Annotated in this window: 22 protein-coding genes and 1 pseudogene; 10 read left to right on the forward strand and 13 right to left on the reverse strand. The window is 67.4% G+C overall.

Annotation, left to right across the window (positions count from 1 at the left end):
• Positions 1 to 110: 110 nt before the first annotated feature.
• From CXQ90_RS12245 to rraA, 3 genes are all read right to left on the reverse strand, one after another.
• Positions 111 to 1,550, reverse strand: a complete 1,440-nt coding sequence (locus tag CXQ90_RS12245) for a sugar porter family MFS transporter (protein ID WP_104139459.1) — start codon at positions 1,548 to 1,550, stop codon at positions 111 to 113.
• A gap of 308 nt (positions 1,551 to 1,858) precedes the next feature.
• A complete protein-coding gene (locus CXQ90_RS12250; RefSeq protein WP_104139460.1) occupies positions 1,859 to 3,523 on the reverse strand; it encodes an MDR family MFS transporter in 1,665 nt (554 codons plus the stop codon).
• Positions 3,524 to 3,731: 208 nt separating this feature from the next.
• Positions 3,732 to 4,262, reverse strand: coding sequence for a ribonuclease E activity regulator RraA (gene rraA / locus CXQ90_RS12255; RefSeq protein WP_104139462.1), 531 nt, complete (start codon positions 4,260 to 4,262; stop codon positions 3,732 to 3,734).
• A gap of 120 nt (positions 4,263 to 4,382) precedes the next feature.
• Here rraA and CXQ90_RS12260 point away from each other — a divergent pair, with 120 nt between their 5' ends.
• From CXQ90_RS12260 to CXQ90_RS12285, 6 genes are all read left to right on the forward strand, one after another.
• Entirely contained in the window at positions 4,383 to 5,684 is a 1,302-nt protein-coding gene (locus tag CXQ90_RS12260; RefSeq protein WP_104139463.1) for an MFS transporter, read from the forward strand.
• Positions 5,685 to 5,854: 170 nt separating this feature from the next.
• Entirely contained in the window at positions 5,855 to 6,424 is a 570-nt protein-coding gene (locus tag CXQ90_RS12265) for a TetR/AcrR family transcriptional regulator (protein WP_258064511.1), read from the forward strand.
• Positions 6,425 to 6,711: 287 nt separating this feature from the next.
• Positions 6,712 to 7,917: an NADP-dependent malic enzyme gene (locus tag CXQ90_RS12270; protein ID WP_104139465.1), complete on the forward strand. Its 1,206-nt coding sequence runs from the start codon at positions 6,712 to 6,714 to the stop codon at positions 7,915 to 7,917.
• A 185-nt stretch (positions 7,918 to 8,102) separates the two neighbouring features.
• Entirely contained in the window at positions 8,103 to 8,606 is a 504-nt protein-coding gene (locus CXQ90_RS12275) for a DUF456 domain-containing protein (protein WP_104139466.1), read from the forward strand.
• 26 nt (positions 8,607 to 8,632) lie between these two features.
• Positions 8,633 to 9,595, forward strand: coding sequence for a hypothetical protein (locus CXQ90_RS12280; RefSeq protein ID WP_104139468.1), 963 nt, complete (start codon positions 8,633 to 8,635; stop codon positions 9,593 to 9,595).
• Positions 9,596 to 9,679: 84 nt separating this feature from the next.
• Positions 9,680 to 10,039 carry a nuclear transport factor 2 family protein gene (locus tag CXQ90_RS12285; RefSeq protein WP_104139469.1) on the forward strand — a complete coding sequence of 120 codons (360 nt, stop codon included), beginning with the start codon at positions 9,680 to 9,682 and terminating at the stop codon, positions 10,037 to 10,039.
• Between the two features lie 11 nt (positions 10,040 to 10,050).
• Here the strand turns inward: CXQ90_RS12285 and CXQ90_RS12290 are convergent, their stop codons facing one another.
• The gene (locus CXQ90_RS12290) at positions 10,051 to 10,698 is read right to left on the reverse strand and encodes a LysE family translocator (protein ID WP_104139471.1); all 648 of its coding nucleotides are present in this window, start codon (positions 10,696 to 10,698) and stop codon (positions 10,051 to 10,053) included.
• 103 nt (positions 10,699 to 10,801) lie between these two features.
• Here CXQ90_RS12290 and CXQ90_RS12295 point away from each other — a divergent pair, with 103 nt between their 5' ends.
• Entirely contained in the window at positions 10,802 to 11,257 is a 456-nt protein-coding gene (locus CXQ90_RS12295; protein WP_104139472.1) for an Lrp/AsnC family transcriptional regulator, read from the forward strand.
• Positions 11,258 to 11,365: 108 nt separating this feature from the next.
• Here the strand turns inward: CXQ90_RS12295 and CXQ90_RS12300 are convergent, their stop codons facing one another.
• Together CXQ90_RS12300 and CXQ90_RS12305 are read right to left on the reverse strand one after the other, a co-directional pair.
• On the reverse strand, positions 11,366 to 14,086 hold the full coding sequence (locus CXQ90_RS12300) for an FG-GAP-like repeat-containing protein (protein WP_104139474.1): 2,721 nt from the start codon (positions 14,084 to 14,086) through the stop codon (positions 11,366 to 11,368).
• A gap of 188 nt (positions 14,087 to 14,274) precedes the next feature.
• Positions 14,275 to 14,784 (reverse strand): Lrp/AsnC family transcriptional regulator, encoded by a 510-nt coding sequence (locus CXQ90_RS12305; protein WP_181038543.1) that lies wholly within the window; start codon positions 14,782 to 14,784, stop codon positions 14,275 to 14,277.
• A 335-nt stretch (positions 14,785 to 15,119) separates the two neighbouring features.
• Between CXQ90_RS12305 and gluQRS the strand changes: the two genes are divergently transcribed.
• Genes gluQRS through CXQ90_RS12320 form a run of 3 tightly spaced genes read left to right on the forward strand, consistent with a single transcriptional unit; the run spans position 15,120 to position 17,724 of the window.
• Positions 15,120 to 16,001 (forward strand): tRNA glutamyl-Q(34) synthetase GluQRS, encoded by an 882-nt coding sequence (gene gluQRS, locus CXQ90_RS12310; protein ID WP_104139475.1) that lies wholly within the window; start codon positions 15,120 to 15,122, stop codon positions 15,999 to 16,001.
• A 26-nt stretch (positions 16,002 to 16,027) separates the two neighbouring features.
• Complete coding sequence (locus CXQ90_RS12315; RefSeq protein WP_258064512.1) at positions 16,028 to 16,705, forward strand: phosphohydrolase; 678 nt, start codon at positions 16,028 to 16,030, stop codon at positions 16,703 to 16,705.
• 2 nt (positions 16,706 to 16,707) lie between these two features.
• A complete protein-coding gene (locus CXQ90_RS12320; RefSeq protein WP_104139477.1) occupies positions 16,708 to 17,724 on the forward strand; it encodes an NADP-dependent oxidoreductase in 1,017 nt (338 codons plus the stop codon).
• Here CXQ90_RS12320 and CXQ90_RS12325 read toward each other — a convergent pair.
• The 7 genes and pseudogenes from CXQ90_RS12325 to CXQ90_RS12355 form a co-directional block, all read right to left on the reverse strand.
• Positions 17,699 to 18,961 (reverse strand): low temperature requirement protein A, encoded by a 1,263-nt coding sequence (locus tag CXQ90_RS12325; protein ID WP_104139478.1) that lies wholly within the window; start codon positions 18,959 to 18,961, stop codon positions 17,699 to 17,701. The two genes, CXQ90_RS12320 and CXQ90_RS12325, sit on opposite strands and share 26 nt — an antisense overlap.
• 54 nt (positions 18,962 to 19,015) lie before the next feature.
• Complete coding sequence (locus CXQ90_RS12330) at positions 19,016 to 19,480, reverse strand: hypothetical protein (protein ID WP_146068893.1); 465 nt, start codon at positions 19,478 to 19,480, stop codon at positions 19,016 to 19,018.
• Positions 19,481 to 19,618: 138 nt separating this feature from the next.
• Positions 19,619 to 20,935, reverse strand: coding sequence for an ATP-binding protein (locus CXQ90_RS12335; RefSeq protein ID WP_104139481.1), 1,317 nt, complete (start codon positions 20,933 to 20,935; stop codon positions 19,619 to 19,621).
• A 123-nt stretch (positions 20,936 to 21,058) separates the two neighbouring features.
• Positions 21,059 to 21,550, reverse strand: coding sequence for a universal stress protein (locus CXQ90_RS12340; RefSeq protein ID WP_104139483.1), 492 nt, complete (start codon positions 21,548 to 21,550; stop codon positions 21,059 to 21,061).
• 39 nt (positions 21,551 to 21,589) lie between these two features.
• Positions 21,590 to 22,960, reverse strand: coding sequence for a rhodanese-like domain-containing protein (locus tag CXQ90_RS12345; RefSeq protein WP_104139508.1), 1,371 nt, complete (start codon positions 22,958 to 22,960; stop codon positions 21,590 to 21,592).
• 217 nt (positions 22,961 to 23,177) lie between these two features.
• Complete coding sequence (locus CXQ90_RS12350; protein ID WP_104139484.1) at positions 23,178 to 23,426, reverse strand: SCO4226 family nickel-binding protein; 249 nt, start codon at positions 23,424 to 23,426, stop codon at positions 23,178 to 23,180.
• A 282-nt stretch (positions 23,427 to 23,708) separates the two neighbouring features.
• Positions 23,709 to 23,981, reverse strand: a pseudogene (locus tag CXQ90_RS12355) (L-asparagine permease); the annotation flags it as partial.

Raw genomic sequence — 23,981 nt, forward strand, 5'->3', positions numbered from 1 at the left:
GCCCGCATCACGCCAGACCTATGGACACGACCCGAACTGACAAAGCAGAAGACGCCCAGGTTCCTCGGGAACCTGGGCGTCTTTTTCATACCGGGGGAGCCAAGTGCCGGTCAGACCTTGGCGGAACCCTTCGGAACAAACAGGGTTTCGGCCTGTTCCAGCGACATGCCGTTCGTCTCCGGCACCTTGTACATGACGAAGAAGAACGATGCCGCCGCAAAGAGTGCGTACATGGCGTACGTCAGCGGCAGCGAACCTGCGGCCATCACGGGGAAGCTCAGGGTGATGGCAAAGTTGGCGATCCACTGCGCGGCCGCGGCCAGGCCCAGGGCGCGTGCACGGATCCGGGACGGGAAGATCTCACCCAGGAGCACCCACACGAGCGGTCCCCAGGATGCACCGAAGCTCACCACGAAGATGTTGGCAGCCACGAGGGCGACGGGGCCCCAGGCGCCGGGGAGGGAGATCTCGGAGCCGGTGCCGGTGGCGGAGGCGAAGGCCAGGGCCATGACGCCGAGGGAAACGGCCATGCCGATGGAGCCGGCCAGCAGGATGGGGCGCCGGCCGATCCGGTCCACGAGTGCGATGGCCACGAGGGTTACCAGGATGTTGGTGACGGACGTTGCCACGGAAATGGTGAGCGAGTCCTTCTCCTGGAAGCCCACGGCTTTCCACAGGGTGGTGGAGTAGTAGAAGATCACGTTGATGCCCACGAACTGCTGCAGCACGGACAACGTGATGCCGATCCACACCACGGCCTGCAGCCCGAAGGTCTTGCCCCGCAGCGAGCCCTTCTTGCCGGCCAGCTGGTCCTCTTCGATGGCCTCACGGATCTCGCGCAGATGGCGGTCCGTGTCCTCGTCCGGCGCGATGGAATCGAAGACCTTGCGGGCTTCGTCTTCCTTGCCCTGGAACACCAGGAAGCGCGGGGACTCGGGAAGGGTGTAGGCGATCAGGCCGTAGACGACGGCCGGGGCCGCGGCGGCCAGGAACATCCAGCGCCAGGCCTCGATGCCGAGCCAGAGCGCCTGGTCGGCGCCGCCGGCGGCCGTTGCGAACAGCGCGTCGGAGAGCAGTGCGGCGAAGATACCGGTGGTGATGGCCAGCTGCTGCAGCGAGGCGAGCCGGCCGCGGACGTGCCGCGGGGAGATCTCGGAGATGTACGCCGGGGCGATCACCGACGCCAGCCCGATGCCAAGGCCGCCCACGAGCCGCCAGAAGATCAGGTCCCAGACGCTGAACGCGAAGCCCGTGCCGATGGCGCTGACCAGGAAGAGCAGCGAGCCCAGCTTCATCGCGGGAATGCGCCCGTAACGGTCGGCCACCTTGCCCGCCATGTACGCGCCGGCGGCACAGCCGAGCAGGGCTACAGCCACGGCAAATCCGGTGACGCCCTCGCTGAGGGCGAATTCGTCCTTCATGGCGTCGACCGCGCCGTTGACCACGGACGAGTCGAAGCCGAACAGGAAGCCGCCCACGGCGCCCGCAAGGGCCAGCCATATGACCCGTTGCGGGATCTTGGCGGTGGTTTGCTCCTTGGCGGTAGGCATGGTGCTCCCTGGGTTTGGGGGTTGGGTGGATGCGGTGCGGACGTCGTCGGCTGCGGTACCGGCCCAGACGGCCGGCGCACACGCGCCTAACAGTGTGCCATGTCACCGACCGAGGTTCCACTCGGTGCACGGAAGACGACGACGGCGGCACGTCCCGCCGTCGTCGTCATCCGGCCTGGCTCCGGCCGTCACGCAGCGCAGGCTTTTGCCGGCCGAGGCGGCGGTGCGTCCCGAATTCCGCGGACACGAAACGGCAGGCAGCCCGAAAGGCTGCCTGCCGTGACGTTTTCGCCGGAGTGGGCTGGTCGCTAGTGCGCCGGCACGGACTCTGATCCTGCTCCCTGTGCGACTGCCTTGGGGTCGGTGAGTTTCTTGTTCGGCAGAGCGAAGCTGATCAGGAAGGCAATGCCGGTGAGCACGGCCGCGGTGAGCATGACGGCGTCGATCGACTGGGCGAATCCCTCGGTGATCGGCCGGGTCAGCGCGGGGTTCGCCGAGTGCAGCCAGCTGGTGTCGTTGAGGGAGTCTTTGGTGGCGCCGTTCCGGAAGAACTCGTAAAGCTTGGCGTTCGCGGAGTCGGCGGCCACGGCGGGATCCTTGAGGACCTCGAGGTAGTCGGGGTTCTGCATGGCGTCCTTCATGCCGTTGGCGATCTTGTCCGCCGCCAGGCTGAACAGCATGGAAATGAACACTGCGGTTCCCACAGCGCCGCCCATGGAGCGGAAGAACGCGGCCGATGAGGTGCCCACGCCCATGTCCTTCGGCGGAACGGAGACCTGCATGGCGAGCGTGAGCGGCTGCATGCAGAAGCCCAGGCCCAGGCCGAAGAACACCGCAATCAGGCCGGGAACCCAGAGCCCGGTGTCCACGCCGAGCGACAAGCCCATGGCGACGGCGGCGGCGGTCAGGACCGCCGTGCCCACGATGGGGAAGATCCGGTAGGTGCCGGACGACGAGATGGTCCGGCCCGCGGTGATGGAGCCGGTGAGGATGCCCACGGTGAACGTGATCATCATCAGGCCGGCCTCGGTGGGGGTGAGTCCCTTCACGAGCTGCAGGTACATGGGCAGCATGGCAATGGCGCCGAACATGCCGATGCCGATGATGAAGTTCAGCAGCGAGGACAGGCCGAAGGTGAGGTTGCGGAAGAGCCGCAGCGGGATCAGGGCATAATCGCCGGCGCGCTTCTCGGCCAGCAGGAACGCGACGATGCCCACAACGCCCAGGCCGATGCACAGGAGGGATGCCGGGGAGGTCCAGCCCCAACTGCGGCCTTGCTCGGCAACCAGGAGCAGCGGAACGATGGCCAGGGTGATGGCGGCCGCGCCCCAGTAGTCGATCTTCTGTTTCACGTGCTTGGCGGGCAGGTGCAGGTACAGGAACACGACGGCCAGGGCGGCGAGGCCGATGGGCAGGTTGATGAAGAACACCCAGCGCCAGCCGTCGAAGCCCAGGATGTTCGCGGAACCGGCGAAGGCGCCGCCCACCACGGGGCCGAGGACGGAGGAGATGCCGAAGACGGACATGAAGTAGCCCTGGAACTTGGCCCGGTCCTTGAGGGCGACGATGTCGCCGATGATGGTCAGCGCGAGGGCGAGCAGGCCGCCGGCGCCCATGCCCTGGATGCCGCGGGCGATGGCGAGTTCGGTCATCGAGTGCACGGATCCCGCATACAGGGAGCCCGCCAGGAAGATCACGATCGCAGCCAGGTACAGCGGGCGGCGGCCGAAGATGTCGCTGAGCTTGCCGTACAGCGGTGTGCTCACCGTGGACGTGATGAGGTACGCGGTGGTGGCCCAAGCCTGCAGGGAAAGCCCGTCGAGGTCGTTGGCGATGGTGTAGATGGACGTGGACACGATGGTCTGGTCCAGCGACGACAGGAACATGCCGAGCATGAGACCCACCATCACTGTGATGGTCTGACGCTTGGTCAGGACGTCCCCGGCTACGGGCCCGGTGGCGGTTTTGGACATGACTGCTCCATTACAAAAAGGGGATCCAGCTTGATAGTTGCTTTCAGTAACTATCTTACGTGGTGATTTGTTCCCTAGGGCAACGAAAACTTCCAGGCCGGACCGGAATCGGGGCGGCTGTTGCGCCTCCTCCCTCTTTCGAGGGGCGAGATCTCGGCCATTAGCAGCACCCTAAGCGCCGAGATCTCGCGCATCACCGCAAGGTTTCTCAGCGCTCCACAAGGATGCCGTCCGGATCACACCAGATGGTGGCACCCGAGCGGATGGTCACGCCGTCGATCAGCAGGTCCACGTCCGTCTCTCCGGCGCCGGCCTTCGCGCTCTTGCGCGGATTGCTGCCGAGCGCCTTGACGCCGAGCGGCAGTTCCGCGATGGCCTCGCGGTCGCGGATGGCACCGTTAATGACGACGCCGGCCCAGCCGTTTTGCACGGCGCTCGCCGCGATCATGTCCCCCATCAGCGCCGTGCGCAGCGAGCCGTTGCCGTCCACCACCAGCACAGCGCCGTTGCCGGGCGTGGCCAGCGTGGACTTGACCAGCGCGTTGTCCTCGAAGCAGCGGATGGTCCGGACCGGGCCGCTGAAGTGCGAGCGTCCGCCCAGTGACTGGAACTGCAGGGAGATGGAGCTGAGTTCCTCGCCGCGTTCGTCGTAGAGGTCGGCCGTGTTGACGGCGGCCTCCGCCGGTGCGGGCTGTGCTGTCTGTTCCGGCTGGGACGTGCTGGCGGGATTGGCAGTCATGGGTTCTCCTCAGGCGATATTGCGCGGCCGAGTGGGTGCCGCGCAGTTTTGACGGGCGGGTCGGTGATGCCCACGATAGTCTGATTTCACACGATCAAAACGTTCCAGGGGGAGCCTGCCATGAGTCTGTCCGACATTCCCGGTGCAGTTCCCGATCCCGGGCTGGTGGGGACGCGATCTGCCGCGGCGCTCGCCGAACCCACAGTCCGGGTCCGGCCCTTGTGGACCACCGGCGTGGTCCTGGTCAACCTTGGGGTCAACGCGGCGTTTTTCGGGCCCCTCCAGGTGCTGCTCGGACAGCAGGCCGAACACTTCGACGCCGGCCAGAAGGAAGCCATCCTGGCACTCGTCACCGGTGCCGGCGCGGCGGTCTCCCTCGTGGCCAACCCCCTTGTCGGTGCCTTCAGCGACCGCACTACGTCCCGCTTCGGCCGGCGAGTGCCGTGGGTCGTGGTGGGGGCGGTCCTGGGGGCGGCCGCGCTGATAGGCCTGGCAGGTGCGCCGAATGTGGCCGTCATGACGCTGCTCTGGTGCCTCGTGCAGGCCGGCTGCAACGGCGCGTACGCGGCCATCACCGCCGCCGTTCCTGACCGTGTTCCCGTGCCGCAGCGCGCCACAGTCGGCGGCCTCGCGGCGATGGGCCAAACGGTGGGCATCCTCATCGGCGCGGTGATTGCCGCCGTCGTCACCGGAAACTTCGCCCTGGGGTACATCGTCTGCGCAATTGCCCTGCTGGCCGGCGTCGTCATGTATTTGTTCAAGAGCGACGACGAGCCGCTCCCCGCCAGCCGCCGGCCGCCGCTGAACTGGACCGATTTCCTGCTCGGCTTCATCCGGCCGCTGCGGCACCCGGATTTCGCGTGGGCGTGGATCACCCGGCTGCTCGTCAATATCGGCAACCACATGGTCACGCTGTACCTGCTGTTCTTCCTCGCGGACGCTGTTCACCTGAAGGAGACCACGGGAATGGAGCCGGCAGTTGGAGTGCTCGTGCTGACCGGGCTCTACTGCGTGTTCGTGATCATCACCAGTGTGATCGGCGGCCGGCTCAGCGACCGCATGGGCAAGCGCAAGCCCCTGGTCATAGCCTCCTCCGTGATCATTGCGCTCGCTTCACTGATCCTGGCGTTCGCGCCGACGTGGATCGGCGGCCTCGTGGGCGCCAGCGTCCTGGGGATCGGCTTCGGCGCATACCTGGCGGTGGACTTTGCGCTCATCACCCAGGTGCTGCCGCACGCAGCCGACCGGGGCAAGGACCTCGGTGTCATCAACATCGCCAACTCCCTGCCGCAGGTCATTGCTCCGGCCCTGGCCTGGCCGTTTTTGACGCTCTGGGGCGGCTACGTCTCGCTCTACGTCGCGGCGGCGGTGATCGGCCTGCTGGGTGCCGTGTTCGTGGTGAAGATCAAGGGCGTCGACTGACAGCGTGCTTTACAGCTAGCAAGCCGGGCCCCCGACCGGCGTCGCAGATGGCCGGTGCCGTATAGTTGATTGCGAATTGCGGCGGGATCGGGATGGGGACTCTCCTGGCTGCCGCAGGAATCTCAACCTCCGGACTGATGATGCTTGAATTTAATCCAGATCTTCCGCCCATGGCCGCCCCGCCCTCCCTGCCCCGACAACAGCTTCGCTACGCCCGCATCCTGGACGTCGCAGCCGGGTTCGCGCGCAAGGGCCTCAAATCCGTCACCCTGTCCGAGGTGGCCGCGAAGGCCGACGTCCCCCTCGGCACCCTGTACCGCTACTTCCCCTCCGCCACTCATCTCATGCTGGCCCTCTACAGGCACCAGTTGAGTGACCTGAAAGTGGGCAGCTGGCCGGGCGCGGGGACGGTCCGGATTCATGCGCTGTCCGGCGTGGTGATGGAAATCTTCCACATGCGGGTGATGCAGCCCGCCGTCGAGCAGTGCCTCACCCAGGGCGTGTACCTTCAGGACCGGGACACTACGGCGCTGCTGCGGGAGATCGACGCCCTGGCCGAGCGTGCCGTCACGGCCGCGAGTGGCGACGCCGCCGTCTCACGGGTCCTGCTGCTGACCGTCACAGGTCTAGTCCAGTCAGTCCGCTGCCGCCGCCTATCGCTGTTCGAGGCCGAAGAGGACCTGAAGAAAGCCTGCTCCCTGCTGGTGCCGCGTCCCCGTTCCATGCGCCACACAGCGTAACCGGTCTAGACCATTGAGCGTCCTGAAGCGCTAAATTCGGTGAATTAGGCCACAGGAACACCCGTAGACCGCTGCAGGGGCGCCCACGGCGCCCCAAGTGGCCAAACGAGGGGTTCCGCAGTGTTTACCATGGCAGGACCGGAGTGGCTAGCAACCCGTGCCAGCGGGCTTCCGGACGGACCCCGCCACCCTTTGGGCCGTCAGGGAAGCGCGCACCTGACCATCTTGAGCTCCAATGCTTGAGCCCCCTGTGCCGTGCGCCCACGGCTAGCCCAGGAGACAACGACGTGTCCACTGAAACGATTGCCCCCACCGACAACTCCGCAGCCGAAGCGCTGACGGACCAGGAAATTTTTGCCGCCCACGAGGGCGGCAAGCTCTCCATCGCCAGCACCGTCCCGCTCGCCAACAAGCGCGACCTCTCCATCGCGTACACCCCGGGCGTTGCCGAGGTCAGCCGCGCCATCCACGCCGACCCGAAGCTTGCCAAGACCCACACCTGGGCGCAGCGCCTGGTCGCGGTGGTCAGCGACGGCACCGCCGTCCTTGGCCTCGGAAACATCGGCCCCAGCGCCTCCCTCCCGGTCATGGAGGGCAAGTCCGCCCTGTTCAAGGCCTTCGGCGAACTGGACTCCATCCCGCTGGTCCTCAACACCACGGACGTGGACGAGATCGTGGAGACCCTGGTCCGGCTGCGCCCCAGCTTCGGCGCCGTCAACCTCGAGGACATCGCGGCCCCGCGCTGCTTCGAGCTGGAGGAAAAGCTCATCGAGGCCCTGGACTGCCCCGTCATGCACGATGACCAGCACGGCACCGCCGTCGTGGTCCTCGCAGCCCTGACCGGAGCCGCCAAGGTCACCGGGCGCGAACTCGAAGGACTCCGCGTCGTCGTCTCAGGCGCCGGAGCCGCGGGCATCGCCGTCGCCGAAATCCTGCTGACCGCGGGCATCCGCGATGTGGTGCTGCTGGACTCCCGCGGCGTGATCAACGCCGCTCGCCCGGACATCGCCGCCGATCCCGCCAGCAAGAAGGCCCAGATGGCGCAGCGCAGCAATCCCCGCGGCATCGCGGGCGGCCCGGCCGAGGCCCTGCTCGGCGCGGACGTTTTCGTGGGCGTCTCCTCCTCGAAGCTGGCCGAGGAGCACCTGAAACTGATGAACCACAGCTCCATCGTGTTCGCGCTGTCCAACCCGGACCCCGAAGTTCTGCCGGAAGTTGCCGTCAAGTACGCCGCCGTCGTGGCCACCGGCCGCAGCGACTTCCCCAACCAGATCAACAACGTCCTGGCCTTCCCGGGGATCTTCCGCGGCGCGCTCGACGCCGGCGCCCGCCGCATCACCCCGGCCATGAAGCTTGCCGCAGCCCGCGCCATCGCCGGGCTGGCCGAGGAGAACCTGTCCGCAGACTACATCGTGCCCAGCCCGCTGGATCCGCGGGTGGCACCGGCCGTCACCGCCGCCGTGGCCGCCGCGGCGGCGGAAGACGGAGTCTGAGAACCGCTGACCCGTACGGCCGCTGAACGCGGCTGACCGAAGGCCCGACGGCGGCGCCTCCCGTGCTGGGGAGGCGCCGCCGTCGTCCGTTCCCCCGGGCGGAGGGCGGGGCGCGCCGTGCTGCAGTGACGCCGTCCCGCCGCCGCCGGCCCGCCCACCACGGACTGGAACCCTAGACTGGGGTAATGAACCCCCAGACCCTAGTGACCGTTTTGTGTGGCCTGGCCATCCTCGTGGGAGTGGCCGGCACCGTCATCCCGGTGCTGCCCGGCAGCTTCCTGATCGGTATCAGCCTGCTGGCCTGGGCCATCTGGGGCGGCGAAGGCACCACCGGCTGGGTCGTCTTCAGCGTCGGCATGGTGTTCGTGCTCGCCGGCATGGCGGCCAGTGCAGTGCTTGCCGGCCGCAAACTCAGGCAGCACAGGATCCCCAACCGGAGCGTCGCGGCAGGCATCGTGCTGGGCATCGCGGGCATGTTCGTCATTCCCGTGGTGGGCCTGTTCGTGGGCTTCGCCGCCGGGCTCCTACTCAGCGAACTCCACCGCACCCGCGACTTCCGCACGGCCCTGACCACCAGTTGGGCGGCGCTCAAAGCCACCGGCCTGGGCATCCTCGCGGAGTTCGGCCTGGCCTGCCTGGCCGCCAGCACCTGGGTGATCGGCGTGTGGGTGGCCGCCGCTTCGGGCTAGGTCCGCCTGGCTACTAGCATGGAGGAATGACCGCGGGGCAGATTCCAGGACCGATCTACCGCGACACCCGCGACCTCACGCCGTTCGGCAGCGGCCAGGTCCGGACCCCGGTGAAGGAAATTGCCGAGGGGGTCGGCGGGCTGCTCCATGGCGTGCTTGGCGGCAGGGACTCCGCCCGGATCAGTGTGGACGGCAGCGTCCCCCGGCTCAAGCTCCTCCCCGGCAAACCCGCCAGGGCCGTCTACGACGCCATCTTCGCCAGCACCGACCCCAACCGGCTGATTGCCGCGGCCCGCGAATACCCCGGCTGGGCGGGCCTGTGCTACGTGATGGCCGGGCTGCTCGCCCACAAGCAGGGCGGCCACCTGCGCGCCGTGGAGCTGCTGCAGCGGGGCCTCAGCATCAGGAACGACGACGACGCGAACCAGTTCGCGGCCAGCTACCTCACGCGCGTGGTCACCCGGGTGGAAATCGCCGAACGCGTCGAGGTCCCGGTGCTGTTCAGCGAGGAGTCGGTCTTCCTGGCCCTGTCCCAGTCGCTGCGCGAGACGGGCCAGACGGAAGCTGCGCTGGAAGCGCTCGCCATGCTGCCGCCGTCGTTGCCCACCGCTCTTGCGAAGTGCGCGCTGGCCTACACCCTCGGACGGGACCAGGAGGTGGTGGTCTGGACGGACGGACTGCTCAACGCGGATGACCTCTCCGCCGCCCTGCTGCTGGTCCGCGCGCGTTCGCTGCGCCGGCTCGGCGCCCACGAGCACGCCCAGCGGGCACTGAAAGAAGTCCTGCGGCGGCGCAAAACGAGCATGGCGCTGCGCAATGACGCACTGACCGACCGGGCCCTGCTGGTGCTGGATAACGGCCGCAAGTCCCTGAACCCGCGGGACTGGCGGCGCCGACGTGCCGAGCTCGAGACGTTCGAGGTCATCCGCAAGGACGTGCAGGAGCGCCGGCTCTGGGAACAGGAGTGGAAGGAACTGGACGGGGACTGACGCCTGCGCTGCCGCCGTGGCCGTGGCCTCCAAGAGAAGCCGGCGCCTCTTGTGAGCGGCCCGCCGCCGGGGTACAACGGACAAATGACCGACCCAATCAGGCAGTGGATGGAAAAGTACATCGCGGCGTGGACCACCAACGCGCCCGACGACATCCGGGCGCTGTTCACCGAGGATGCCGTCTACGCCACCCGCCCCTATGATCCGGAGGCCTGGCGCGGCCGCGAGCAGATCGTGGACAAGTGGATCGCCTCCGCGGACGAGCCCGAGGACTGGAGGTTTGAGTGGTCCGTCCTCGGAACCGACCAGGACCTCGCCTTCGTGCAGGGACGCACCACCTATCTCGATGACAGGCCCAGCTACGAGAACCTCTGGGTGATCCGGCTTGGCCACGATGGACGCGCCAGCGCCTTCACCGAGTGGTTCATGGAGCGCAAGACCTGAGACAGCCCGAACTAGGCCAGGCTCGCGATGAGGGGGAGCAGCTGCTCGGAGAGAAGTACCGCGCCAAGGCCCACCATGATGATCCCGCTGGCCAGTGTCACCTTGCGGGCTGCGCCCGGGCGGGACTGCAGGAGCTTCCGCGACAGCAAAGCCACGCATGTGTAGACGATGGCTGCCAGCAGCACAAACGTCAGGCCGAGCAGTCCCGACTGCACCGGCACGGGCAGCGGCGCCTCGGCACTCACGAACTGCGGCACGAGCGCCACGTAAAAGAGCAGGCCCTTGGGGTTGATTCCGCTGGTCCCCATGCCCTGGAGGAACGTTCGGAGCTGGTTCTGCCCGGGACTGTCGACGGCGGTCGCTGCGGTGAAGCTCGCACCTCGCCAGGACCTGATGGTGGCGGTCCCGAGCCACAGCAGGTAGGCGGCTCCGGCAACGGTGATCCAGCCCAGGACTCCCGGCATGCCGGCCAGGAGCGCTGCCAGGCCCGCCACCATGAGGACGGTGTGCAGGACGTAGCCGCTGCAGAGCCCGGCCACCGCGGGCACAAAACTGCGGCGCCCCAAGCCTGCCGTGATGGAGTAGGCCCAGTCCACGCCGGGGGTGCAGGCGAGGGCGGCGGCGACCACCACGAACGCGAGGAATAGCTGAAGGTTCACGGCGGGCTCCTGACTGACGGGTACAGGAAAAGCCTAGGCAAATCACCGCCATAAGTGTTCACTGTTTTCGCGCAGATCGCCGCTGCGGGGGTAAGGTTTTTGCGTGATCGACCACATCGACAGAAATATTTTGCGCTACCTCAAAGAGGACGGGCGGATGACTGCCACGGCCCTCGCCGCGAAGGTGGGACTGACCGTGGCGCCGTGCCACCGCCGGCTCCGGGACCTGGAGTCGTCCGGCGTAATCCGCGGCTACAAAGCGGACATTGACCCGGCCGCCGTCGGGCTCGGTTTTGAGGCGATCGTCTTCGTGACGCTGCGGCAGGTGGACCGGCCCACCATGGAGATCTTCGAAAACCGCGTTGCCGGGAATCCCAACATCGTGGAGGCCCAGCGGTTGTTCGGCTCCCCGGACTACCTGCTGAAGGTGATCGCCGAGGACCTTCCGTCGTACCAGCGCTTTTACGACAGCGAACTGACGTCGCTTCCGGGCGTGGAACGGCTGACCTCGACGCTGGTGATGAAGAACCTGAAGTCGAACGCCGGCCCGCCGCTCTGAGCGCGGTCCCTCTGACCTTGAGCTTGGGTTAGTCGGGAGCCTGGCTTAAATGCGGCCGGCCGCGGAAGGTGACTTCCGCGGCCGGCCCGTTTGTTGTCAGCCCCGGGCTCAGCGGGGATTCAGGACAACGTTCTGGAAGGACCCCGTTCCGGTGCCCGCGTGGAGCCAGAGGGTCCCGTCGGCCGCCGTGGTGAGGACGTTCGGGTTGGCTGTTCCGGCGAACCGGCCCACGCTGACCATGGACTGGAAGGCGTTCCAGCCGGTACCGAGGTGCCTGCGGGAAAGGAATCCGGAGGCTCCGTTGCCGGGGTAGAGCCAGAGGTTGCCGTCCGCGGCGCGGGCCATGATGTCGGCTTTGCCGTCACCGTTGAAGTCGTTTGCCGCAATTACCTGGTCAAAGCCGCCCCAGCCGGAGCCGATCTGCTTGCGAGTCAGGAAGCCGCCGGTCCCGTTGCCCGGATACAGCCAGAGCTTGCCGTCCGCGGTCTGGCCGATGATGTCGTTGCGTCCGTCGCCGGAGAAGTCACCCGGGGCCAGCATCCGCGTGAAAATGTTCCAGCCGCTGCCGATCCTCTTGGGGGTCTGGAAGGTTCCTTTCCCGTCGGTCGGGTAGAGCCAGAGCGAGCCGTCCGGCTTCCTGGCCACCAGGTCCGGGCCGCCTGCGCCGTTGAAGTTGCCAGCGGAGAGCACCTGGTCGAAGACCTGCCAGCCGCCGCCGATCTGGCGGGCGCCACGGAATCCGCCGGAACCGTTTCCGGAGTAAAGCCTCAACGCGCCTTCGGCGGAGCGGGCCAGGACATCCGGCTTGCCGTCGCCATCGAAGTCGCCGGCCTCCCAGACCTGGTTGAACACGTTCCAGCCGGCGCCGATCTTCAGCTTGGCCGCGAAGCCGCCGCCGCCGTTTCCGGGGTACGCCATCAGGGCGCCGGTCTTGCTGGCAACGAGGACGTCCGTGTGGCCGTCGGCGGTGAAGTCGTGTCCGCCCATCAGGTCGGCTGCGGCGTTCCAGCCGGTCGCCAGGGTGGTGCGGGCCAGGAATCCGCCGGTCCCGGTGCCCGGGTACAGGTATACGGTGCCGTCGCTGCTCCGTGCCAGCAGGCCGGGGGCCCCGCCGGTGAGTCCGCCGGCCGCTGCGACGGCAGTGAATCCCTGCCAGCCTGCCCCCACCTGCTTCGCCGGAAGGAAGCCGCCGGTCCCGCTGCCCGGGTAGAGCCACAATGATCCGTCGGTGCGCACGCCGAGCAGGTCCCGGCGCCTGTCGCCGTCGAAATCGCCGGCCGCAATGATGCGACTGAAGATGTTCCAGCCGGCCCCGATCTGCTTCCGTGCCTGGAAACCGCCGGTTCCGTTGCCGGGATACAGCCACAGGGCGCCGTCGGAGGACCGCGCAATGAGGTCACCCTTGCCGTCGCCGCTGAAGTCGCCGTCGCCGAAGACGGTGTTGAAGATGTTCCACCCGGTGCCGATCCTGACCGGCGCACCCAGCTTGTTTCCGACCTGGCCCGGGAGCATCAGCAGCGAACCGTCCGCTTCCCGGGAGATCGCGTCAGCGCGGCCGTCGCCGTTGAAGTCACCGGCGGAGAACTGGATCTTGGTGCGCAGCGCCAGGTCCGCGTTGATGGTCACCGTGGCTGAAGTCGCCGTGACGGTGTTGATGGTCACGCGCGTCCCGGCGTGGGTGGTGAACGTGCGGCCGGCCTGCCATGCGTGGTTGGGGCTGTAGTAGCCGCTGAACGGAATGGTGGACGGCATCAGGGCCAGGGAGGACGCCGACGTTGCCCCGCCGCGCTGGACGATCTTCACGCCCCGGTTGCCTGCCGATCCAGAGGAAAGGTAGGAGTCGTACCCGGCCGGCTGCCTCAGCTCAAGGTAGTAGACCTCCCTGCTGACCGGATCGGTGAACTTGACCGCACGGCCGGCGGCGGTTCCGCCCCATGGTTTCAGGGTGTAGGTTTTCACGCCGGCAGCAACACCGAGATCCCGGATTTCGGTGCCGAAGCCCAGGCCCCGCCAGTCCCAGAAGGGGGAGCTGATCACCGGCATGCTCGGGTGCGATGCGCCCATGAGATCGGCCGTGTCGCCGTATTCGCGGATGTAGCAGGAGGAATCGGTGAACTGCCCCGTGCTGGTGGTGCCCACGTCGGAGGCGCCGCTGTTGCACTGCAGCGCGTCAGCATGCATCGACCCCAGAACGTGGCCGAACTCGTGGGCGATCACGCTGTTGGTGTAGCTGCCGATCTGGGGCATCAGGACACGTCCGCTGTTGCCGTTGCTGCTGTAGCCGGCGCCCAGGGCGCCGTCGGAGAGCGTGGCAGTCGGAACGAAGACGACCAATGCCCTGTTGGTGCCGTAGGTCCACTTCAGCTCATTGGTGATCTTGTTGATCATGGAGTAGTACGAGTCTGTGGACTTTGCCGTGGGCGAATTCCACGTGGCGCGTTCGGTGACAGTCATGGAGATGCGGCCGTTGGACATCGCCTTCCAGTAGTTGCTGGATGCAGCCACTGCACGTTCGGCGGCAGCCATGTCCACCTTGGACCGGTTGTCTACTAACGTGGCGATGACCAGCTTGACGCTCATGGCCGCAGCGGCGGTCCCGCCGGCCTCCGTCTGGAGCGCCGTACCACTGGGAAGACCGTCCATGGGCACGCCCGGGGCGGATTCGAACATGTGGTCCCCGTGCGGGGTGCCTTCGACGAACTGCGCGGCGGGACCGTCCACTGCCGGATCGGACGCCGCAAGCGACGGGCTGGCCGGGAGGGCAACCAGCCCGGCGGCGAGTACCAGCAGTCCGGTCGCAGCGGCGACTGAACGGGAGAATGAGCGCATGGAGTTCCCTTATTGAGACCGAACCCTGGCGGAGACCCTGGGATGGAGGACGCATCGGCTGACGGTAACGGGCGCCGCAACTGATGCAGGATCAGGCTACAGCCGGCAGCGCAGGACTCCCGGCAGAATATCCGCAGTTTTATCCAATGATTTGCGCAAGATCGGAGTGGCGCGCCGACCGCCGCGCGTTAATCGCCTAAAAGGCCCGTGGTCCGGTAGGGAATCACCTCGCGCAGGAACATGCTGGTGGACGTCCGCACGATCCCGGGGCACAGCCGGATCTCCTCGGAAACCCGGTAAAGGTCATCCGGGCTGGTGGCCACCACTCGGATCAGGAGATCGGTATCCCCGGCCGGGGCATGGCACTCCAGCACTTCCGGGATCTCGCGGAGAGCGGCGATGGCCTCGTTGAGGTGACTCTGGTCCAGTTCAGCGCTCACCGCCGCCGCCACGCCGCGGCCAAGGGCGGCGGGAAGCACGCGGCTGCTGTTGGGACGGAGCGCGCCAGACGCCGTCATCCGCTCCAGACGCGACTGGACGGTTCCTCGGGCCAGGCCGAGGCGCTGGGCCAGCACCATGATGGGCACCCGCGGATCGTCGTCGAGGGCGGCGAGGATCCGTCGGTCGGTGGCGTCGAGTTGCTGCAATCTGATCACTTCCTGCCGATCAAGGACGCTGGAGTTAGTCAGATTGACCATCCGGGAGGTTGTCCGTTGCGCCAACTGTAGGACTTCTGCTCAAATTATGGCAACAAGGCAGCGGCCACCGCCAATGCCCGCAGGCTACAGGACCCCGGCACACCACCCGGCCCCTGGACCACGCTTCCCGCAAGGAAGCCGCCGCTGATTGACACTTGTTCACGCATCGTCTTTCCGCTAAGCAGTGCCAGGTTTTGAGGGACGGAACTCCGGGAACGGAGCCCTGAAGCCCGGAACCGGCACGGCAAGAGCCCCTGAGCCACCGAGCCCCGGCCATCCGCCGGAGCGCGCGGTAGCTGAGGGGCTCTTGTGTTGTTCGGCATAGGCTGGAGGGCATGACCAGCGCTGGCCGATTCGCCCCCAGCCCGTCCGGTGAGCTGCACGTCGGCAACCTCCGGACGGCTATCCTTGCGTGGCTCTTCGCCCGTTCCACCGGCCGGCGGTTCCTGCTGCGCATCGAAGACCTGGACCGTGCCCGCGCGGGGGCGGAGGCCGAGCAGCTCCGCGATCTGGCGGCCGTCGGCGTGACCTGGGACGGCGCCGTCGTCCGCCAAACCGACCGTGAGCCGCTCTATACGGCCGCGATCAGCGACCTCGCGGCGGCGGGGCTCACGTACGAGTGCTTCTGCACCCGGCGGGAGATCCAGGAGGCGCCGTCCGCGCCGCATGCGCCGCAGGGCGCCTACCCGGGGACCTGCAGGGAGCTGTCGACGGCGGAACTCGAGTTCAAACGGTCCACCCGCCCCGCTGCCATCCGGTTGCGTTCTTCGGTCACGGAGTGGGCGGTCGATGACACACTTCACGGCACCTACGCGGGCTTGGTGGACGATTTCGTGCTCCGCCGCAACGATGGCGTGACGGCCTACAACCTCGCCGTGGTGGTGGACGATGCCGACCAAGGCATCGACCAGGTGGTCCGCGGTGACGACCTCCTGCCGTCCACGCCGCGGCAGGCATATCTCGCCTCCCTCCTGCATATGCCGGTTCCAGAATATGCGCACGTCCCGCTGGTGGTGAACGCCGACGGCGCGCGGCTGGCCAAGCGGGACGGCGCGGTGACGCTGGCCGACCTCGCCGCCGTCGGGATTCCCGCTGACGCCGTCCGCCGGACCATCCTTGAATCGCTGGGCCTGCCCGGCGGGTCCTTGGAGACGGCGCTCGATTCGTTCCATCCCGCGGCCCTGCCGCGGGATCCGTGGGTGTGGCAGGGCGTGTAGTTTGTGGCGGTGGGTACGCTGAATGCATGCCAGAACAAGGATTGCCGCAACCACGCTTCACAGTAGAGACCGCCAAGGTCCTTGCCGAAGTGGCGCACAACCGCCAGAAGGACAAGCTCAAGCGCCCGTACCGCGAGCACGTTATTGCGGTCGGTGATGCGCTCGCCGATTTCGACGACGACATCCGGATCGCCGGGTACCTCCACGACATCGCCGAGGACACGCCCATGACACGGCAGGCGCTGCTGGACATGGGCGTCTCGGAGCGGGCGGTGGGCATCATCGAACGGGTCACCAAGCGGCTCCACGACAACCCCGACGATTATCAGGAAGGCATCCGCTTCATCGCCCAGGACCATGACGCTGCCCTGGTGAAAATCGCCGACAACGCGCACAATTCCCTGCCCGAACGCGTGAAGGCCCTGGCCGAGAAGTGGCCGGAGAGGCCGCCCGTGACCCGCTATGCCGACGCCCGTCCGGTCCTGTACGCCGCCGTTCCGGAGGCCGAGATCCGGATGATCCTGGCGAGGGTGAACCCTTGGCTGCTCGAGGAACTGGACGACCGCCTGGACGAGGAGGACGACACCGACTACGAGAATCTCTCCTACGAAGATGCCCCGCAGGCCGGGCGGGAACCGCTAGCCGGGCCTGTGCTGGACGAACCGGACGAGGCCGCCGAGCCGGACGGAGCACCCAAGGACTAGCCGTGCTCGCCTACGTCCTCACCCGGTACGGAGCGGCAGACGCCATGGAGCTCCGGGACGTCCCCGAACCGTGTCCAGGACCCGGCGAACTGCGGATCCGGGTGGGTGCCGCCGGGCTTAACCCGGTCGACTACAAGCTGCGGCAGGGAAAGCTGCGGGTCATCAGCGGATACCGGCTTCCCATCATTGCCGGCTGCGAGGTGGCTGGCACGGTGGACGCCGTGGGCCCCGGAGCCACCGGATTCGACGTCGGGGACCGCGTGTATGCGCGCGTGGACAAGTCCACCCTCGGCGCTTTTGCGGAACTTGTGTGCGTACAGCAGGGGATGGTCGCCCCCATGCCGGTCTCGCTGGAATTCAGCGAAGCTGCAGGACTGCCGCTGGCCGGTCTGACGGCATTGCAGGCCCTGCGCGACGAACTCTCCGTCCGGAAAGGCACCAGGCTCTTTATCTCCGGCGGCGCTGGGGGCGTGGGAACGCTGGCAATCCAGCTGGCCAAGCACTTCGGCGCCGAGGTGACCACCACGGCGTCTCCGCGCGGCGACGAACTGGTGCGGAGGCTGGGCGCGGACCGGGTGATCGACTACACGCGGAAGAGCTTCGCCGACGAACTTCAGGACTATGACGCCGTGCTGGATCTGGTGGGCGGCGAAACGCTGAAGGAGTCTTTCCGGATCCTCAAACCGGGCGGCATGGTGGTGTCGATCGCCGGAGTCCCCGAGCCACTGACCGCGCGGAAGGACCTGGCCGCTCCCGGCTGGGTCGCGGCGCTCTTCTGGGCCATCAGCCTTCCGCTCCGGCTGCGGGCAAAGCGGGCGGGCGTTGGCTACCGTTACCTCTTCATGCATCCCAGCGCCGATGACCTGCGCTTCCTCGCCGCGCTGGTGGATGAAGGGAAGTTTCAGCCTGTCATCGACAGCGAGTATCCGTTCGCCAGCATCGCCGACGCCTTCGCAGCCCTGGAGCAGGGGCATGCCAAGGGGAAAATCGTGGTCACCCTGCCGGCCCCGCCCCGGTAGCCCTGCGTTCCACGTGCTCCAACGCGGCGGCCAGCCGCTCAGTGCCGCGGCGCTCATCAATGACGATCGATGCGCCAAGAGCCAGGACAATCACCATCAGGCAGACGGGCACGGAAACCCCGGCTTCGGCGAGGGCGACGGTGCCGGCAAGCACCACCACCACTCCGGCGGCAACGGCAATGACGGTGCGGTCCACGCAGATCATGACGCTGAAGAGCCACGTCAGGGAGAGTTTGAACAGTGCTACCGGTACCGCGATGCTGGCAACCGCCACGGCGGCACTGATATGAGCCTCGTGGTCGATGTAGTAGGCGGCCACATGCAGTCCTGCGCCTGTCGCGGCGATGGCAGCGAAGATCGGGATGTGCCCGTAGCCGAAGAAGAAGGAGCGGTGCCGCTGAAGGTGGAGCGCGCTGCCTGCGGGCAACATGAAGTAGATCCACCACATTCCGAAGGCCAAGGCCGTGCCGCCGAACCCCACGAGCGCCGCATCGACGCTCCAGCCATGGTTTGCCACGATGGCGCGGAGGGTTTCGATCGCACCGATCAGGCATTCGCCGAGGGCGATGATGGCGAGTAGCCCGTAGCGCTCGGCGATGTGGTGCGCGTGCCACGGGGTCCGCATTGAGCGCTCCGCGACGTAGGGCGTGGCCATTTCCAGCACGTAGAGGGGGACGGTCATCAGGATAGTCGTCACCAGGTCGGCCTGAATGACCAGCACCGCGATCCAGCCGAGCTGCACTACGCCAAGGTAGGTTGCGTAGCGTCGGCAGGTCTGCCGGCGGGCCGGGTCCTGCTGCCCCGCGCGCAGCCACTGGAACACCAGGGCAAGGCGCATGATCACGTAGCCGCCCACGATCACGGCGTTGTCCACGTGGTCGCCCTCCACCAACGAGTGGAACAGCGGCTCGATCCCCATGGCGAGAATGAGCACGCCAAGCAGCTGGATCAGGGTGACCACCCGGAAGACCCAGTCGTCGGTGTCGTAGGCGCTGGCAAACCAGGTGAAGTTGATCCAGGCCCAGATGACGGCGAACATCGCGAAGGAGAAGGCCAGCAGCCCGGCACCGAAGTGGGCCGCCGCGATCTCGTGGGCGAACTGGCTTCCCGCGACTCCGAAAGCAATGACAAACGTCAGGTCGAAGAACAGCTCCAGCGGGGTGGCGGCACGGTGCTGCTCATGCGGGTCGCGCCCGCCCATGCGGGCAACGGCATGCCGGAGGCGATTGTTGGACATGGCTCAAAGAATACCGCCGGAGCACGCAGTGGCTCCAGCTCCGCCCGGAGCAGGTCACAAAGAGACGGGAGCGGTAACCACCGGGACAGTCCGTGCCCGCCACACGAGCGACTGTCCCCGGCTGCCACGGCGGCCCACGAACATCGCGATGAACAGGCCGGACATCAGCAGATTCTGCAGGAACGCGGCGTAGCGGGCGGCGTCGTCCCAGCCGAACTCCACCACGAACAGCAGCTGCACCGCGAAGGCCATGGCGCCAAGCAGCAGCGCCCAGCCGATGAAGAGCCGCCGCGTGACCCACGGCGGCAGCTCGGCCTGGCCGAACCTGAGGAACGTATACACGATCAGGACGTCGGCCAGCCCCCACACAATGTTGAAGACGCCTTGCACGGAGATCCCGGTCGCTATGGAATGCGAGGCGTGGACGACCTCCCAGGCGAAGTTCAGGCCCAGGGCCGCCGCCGGGATGGCATAGGTGCGGTCGCGGAAGCCAAGCCGGACAGCCTCGGCGTACACCACGGTCCAGGCCAGCCCACAACGGTCAGGAACAGGATCACGGCTACCCCCTCCCGCGGCCATTTCGATGGAAGCGTTCCCCGCTGGACGCTGGCCGACGTCTAGTGGGCACGGAACCGTCGAAGCGGCGGCGGGGCGGAACTACACCCGGCCCAGCGCCTCGATGTCCTCGAGGAAGATTTCGTGCACCTCGTCGCTGACGGTGGTCCGGGTGTCCGCGATGGCGTCGAGGTAGTCCTGGGTCGCGGGGCCCTTCCGGACGGCCTCGCGGACTGCCACGGTGCCACCGGAAGCCAGCCCGCCGTCGTCGTACACTGCCTTCTCCAGCGCGCGCTGGGAGGCGCTGCGGGCGGCGTACTCGATGTCCGCCGGGGAGAAGCCTTCGGTGCGCTCCACCAAAAGCTCCACGTCGACGTCGTCCACCACGGCGGCGGGGATGAAACGCTGCCACATGGCCTCGCGGGCCTGCCGGTCGGGGAGGCCGATGGGGATGACGTAGTCGAACCGGCCGTGGCGCAGGAAGGCAGAGTCCAGGGCGCGGATGAAGTTGGTGGCGCAGACCAGCAGGCGCCCGGGCTGTTCACGGAAGGCCGGGATGATCTTGAGGAGCTCGTTGGTGACGCCCTGCAGCGGGGACGGCGGCTCGCCCGAGCGCTGCGAGGCGATCTCCTCCACTTCGTCGATGAACACCACGGCGTGCTCCAGCTCGGCGATTTCGAGGAACGTTTCACGCAGCGCGCCGGCCAGACCCTTGGGGTCGGAAGCCAGCCGGGAGGGGAAGACCTCCACGAACGGCCATTCCAGCCGGGAAGCGATCGCCTTGGCGAAGGTGGTCTTGCCGGTGCCGGGCGGGCCGAACAGCACCACGGCGCGCGGCGGCACCACGCCGTACTCGTCCGCGAGGTCCGCTTCGGCGAGGGGCAGCACCAGCCGGCGTTCCAGCAGCTCCTTCTCGCGGCGCATGCCGGCCACGTTCTCCCACAGGTCCCGGGCCAGGATCCGGCCGCCCAGCAGGCCCAGCGGCTCAAGCTCCTGGCGCTGGACGGGGATGGTGCGCTCGAAGTAGCGCAGGTTTTTCTTGAGCATGAACCCCCGGCTCAGGAAGGCCTCCACCCGGGTTTCCGACTCCGGCATGAGCGCGGAGAGCTTGTTCAGCCCGTGCGGCGCCATCCGGTTTTCGACGGCGGCCAGCAGGGAGGTGCCGATCCCGCGGCCGCGGTATTCCGGCAGCGTGGCCAGGAAGACGATCCAGCCCTGGTCGTGCGCGGCGCGTCCGATGGCGGCGCCCACCACCTGATCGCCCTGCACGGCCACGACGGCGTGGTCCTTTTCGCAGGACGCCAGCACCTCGGAGAGCGCGTAGACGGGTTCAACGTTGGTGGCCTTCAACGACTCCCAGAGGTGCAGGATGCCGTCCAGGTCCGCTGAGTGGAAATCCCTGATCCGCCAGTTGGTCATGAAGTGTCTCCCGGATGGTTCGTCGCTGAGCCAGTTTGAGCCTGTCTGCTGAGCATATGCGAACCGGCCGGGCAGGGGGTTGCGGCGGCGTTGCGTTACGCGGACCGGCCTCACCCAACCCGGTCAGGGCTTGGCGGTCCCGTCGCTCTTGGCCTTGGAGCCCCTCCAGAGACGGTGTTGGCGGTGATTTTCCTTCTCATGCATCACCAGGACCGGGCAGTCGGCATGCGCCACGCAGGCCGAGCTAACGGACCCCAGGTGCAGGCCCAGGAAGCCGCCGTGGCCCCTGCGTCCCACCACCAGCATCCGCGCTCCGGCGCCGGCCTCCACCAGCTTCTCCGGTGCGGGCCCGCGCACCAGTTCGGTGGTCAGGCCCTCGGGAGCGTCCGGCCCGTAGGCCTTGTCGATGGCTTCCGCCAGTACTTTGGCGGCGGAGGCCTCAAACGCGTCGAAGTCCGGCGGCACATACCCGGCGTACATCTCGGGAAAATGCCAGCAGCCCACCGCGTGGACCCGGGCGTCCAGGGCGGGCGCCACCCGGGCCGCGAAGCGCAGCGCCTCTATGGAGGACTCCGAGCCGTCAACGCCCACAACCACTTTGCCTTCAGCATCCATCACCGTTCTCCTTTGAAATGCCGATCCTTGCTAAGCCGCTCAGAGTCGCTGCGCGGGTTGCAGGTGCATCTGGACTCCCGCCGCGGCGGCGTCCCGGACCCGGGCATCGATGTGCACCACGTCCCTCCCCGCCCGCTGCAGCAGGCTGGCCGCCACGCCGGCCCGGTATCCGGAATTGCAGTGCACCCAGATCCTGCCGGACGGCAGCTCGCCCAGGCGTCCCAGCAGTTCGTGCAGCGGGACGTTGACCGCGTCCGCCACGTGGGAGGCGGCGAACTCCTCCGTCCGCCGGACATCCAACACTGTCTCGCCGTCCGGCTTTTCGGCGACGACGGCGGCCCACCCGGCGCGGGGATAGGAGGCGACCGGGGCCGCTGGTGCGAGTACCTGGGGCTCGCTGCCGAACGCGGCGTCCGGGTGGTCGATGCCGATGCGGGAGAGGTCCCGGATGGCGTTCCGCAGATCCCTGCGGTCGCCCACGAGCGTCAGCTTCTCTCCCCACGGAAGGACCCAGCCGAGGTACGAACTGAAGCTGGACCCGGACCCGTATTCGAAGCTCACGGTCCCTTGCAGGTGGCTGCTCGCGAACAGCACCCGGCGGCGGAGATCCACCACCCACTCGCCCCTGGCCAGCCGGCCGGTGAGTTCAGCGGCATCCAAGGACTCCGGCAGGCTCAGGTCCGCGGGCTCGGGGCCGGTCATGTTGATGGGGGCCATGTGTGCGTAATAGGAGGGATAGGCGGTGAGGTTGGCCATCAGTTCGGCCACGAAATGCTCGGGGTCCGGATCGGTCAGCGCGTGGTTGGTGGCGCGCTGCTCCCGGATGGTGGACTCCGCTGCACTCGCCGCCGGGCCGATCGAGCAGAACGACCCGAAGCCGTGGGTCGGGAACAGGGCGGCATCAGGTCCGGCCTCATCGGCCAGCCGGCGCACCGAGGCGTACTGGTCCCGGGCGAGTCCGGCTGTGTCAGCAGGGCCGAGAAGATCCGTGCGGCCCACGGAACCGTAGAGCAGGCTGCCCCCGGAGAAGACCGCCTGCGTGCTCCCGTCCGTCACCACATAGGCCAGGTGGGTGTGGGTGTGGCCGGGGGTGGCCACGGCCCTGAGCGAGAGCCCGCCGATCTGCACCGACTGCCCGTCCGTGATGAGCTCGCGTTCAAACGCCACCGGATCCGCGGCGTTGACCAGGTACCTTGCGCCGTGCGCACGGGCCAGGATCAGTCCGCCCGTGACGTAGTCGTTGTGAACGTGGGTCTCGGCGACGTGGGTGATCTCCACGCCCGCCTGGCGCGCGGCTTCCTCGATCCGGTCCGTGTCCCGCTGGGCGTCGATCACCAGCCCGACACGGCCGTCATGGACCAAATAGCTGCGGTCCCCCAGCTGCGGGGTTTCGATGACGACGACGTCCATTGGTCCCGGTCCTTCGACGTCCGGGCGCATGCGGCGTTGCGCGCCCCCGGATTCCTCAATCGTAGGCCGATTGTGGCCAGAAGCGGCCTGTCGCACAGGAAACTCTGGCATTTCTGCACCACTTACGCGCGCGGCCCGGGCGCAGAGGCCCGAAACCACAGCACGTGTGTGCCCGGCAGCGGCATAAAGCGGTGCAGAAATGCCGGAATTTGTTGGTTCAGACCCTTATCGGGACGGGGTGCACCTCATCCGCGGGGTGGCCGGTGCGCTCGTGAATGCGCCTCACCGCGTCCGCAGAAGGGGCCTCCGACAGGCAGTAGACAACTCCGGCCTCGGGATCTGCCCAGGCACTTTTGAATTCGACCTCTTCCTCGCCCTGAATCGCAAGGTCGGCATCATGGGCCGTTTGCAGGTCCTCTTTGGTAATTCCTGCCATATTGCGATGGACATCCATGAATTCCGGCATGATGACACTCCCTGAATTGAATCGCCGTTGAATATCGGGACGGGGCTGACGGTAGACCTGTGGACTTCATGCGTCAAGAGGATTTAAGGAACGACGGCGGTACCCGGGTTCCGTGGTCAGGGACCCCCGGTGCGGCCGTGGTTCAGGAATCCGGCCTAAGCGCGAACGGACACTTGGGGCCCACAAATCCGGGGTCTCAAGTGTCCGTTCGCGCTCACCGGGCGCTCAGGTGGGGTTAGATGCGGTCCGCGCCACCGGAAACCGGGACGGCCGCGGGACTTGCTACCGGATTGGAGTCCGGTTTGCGACCACGGGAGACGTCCCCGTGAAGCCCTCGCGGGTTTCGGCGATTTCGTGGATCCGCTTCCGGCAGGCGTACCAGCCGGCCACCATGAGGGCGCAGGCCACGAGGGTCACCAGCAGCGTGAGCGGGGAGTCGATGAACACCATGACCAGCACGCCCACCAGGAACAGCAGCGAGAGGTAGCCGGTGTAGGGGGCGCCGAACATCCGGAAGGACGGGCGCTTCAGCCAGCCCTTGTCCGCCCAGCGCTG

This window comes from Arthrobacter sp. ZGTC131, assembly GCF_002929275.1.
GTDB lineage: Bacteria > Actinomycetota > Actinomycetes > Actinomycetales > Micrococcaceae > Arthrobacter.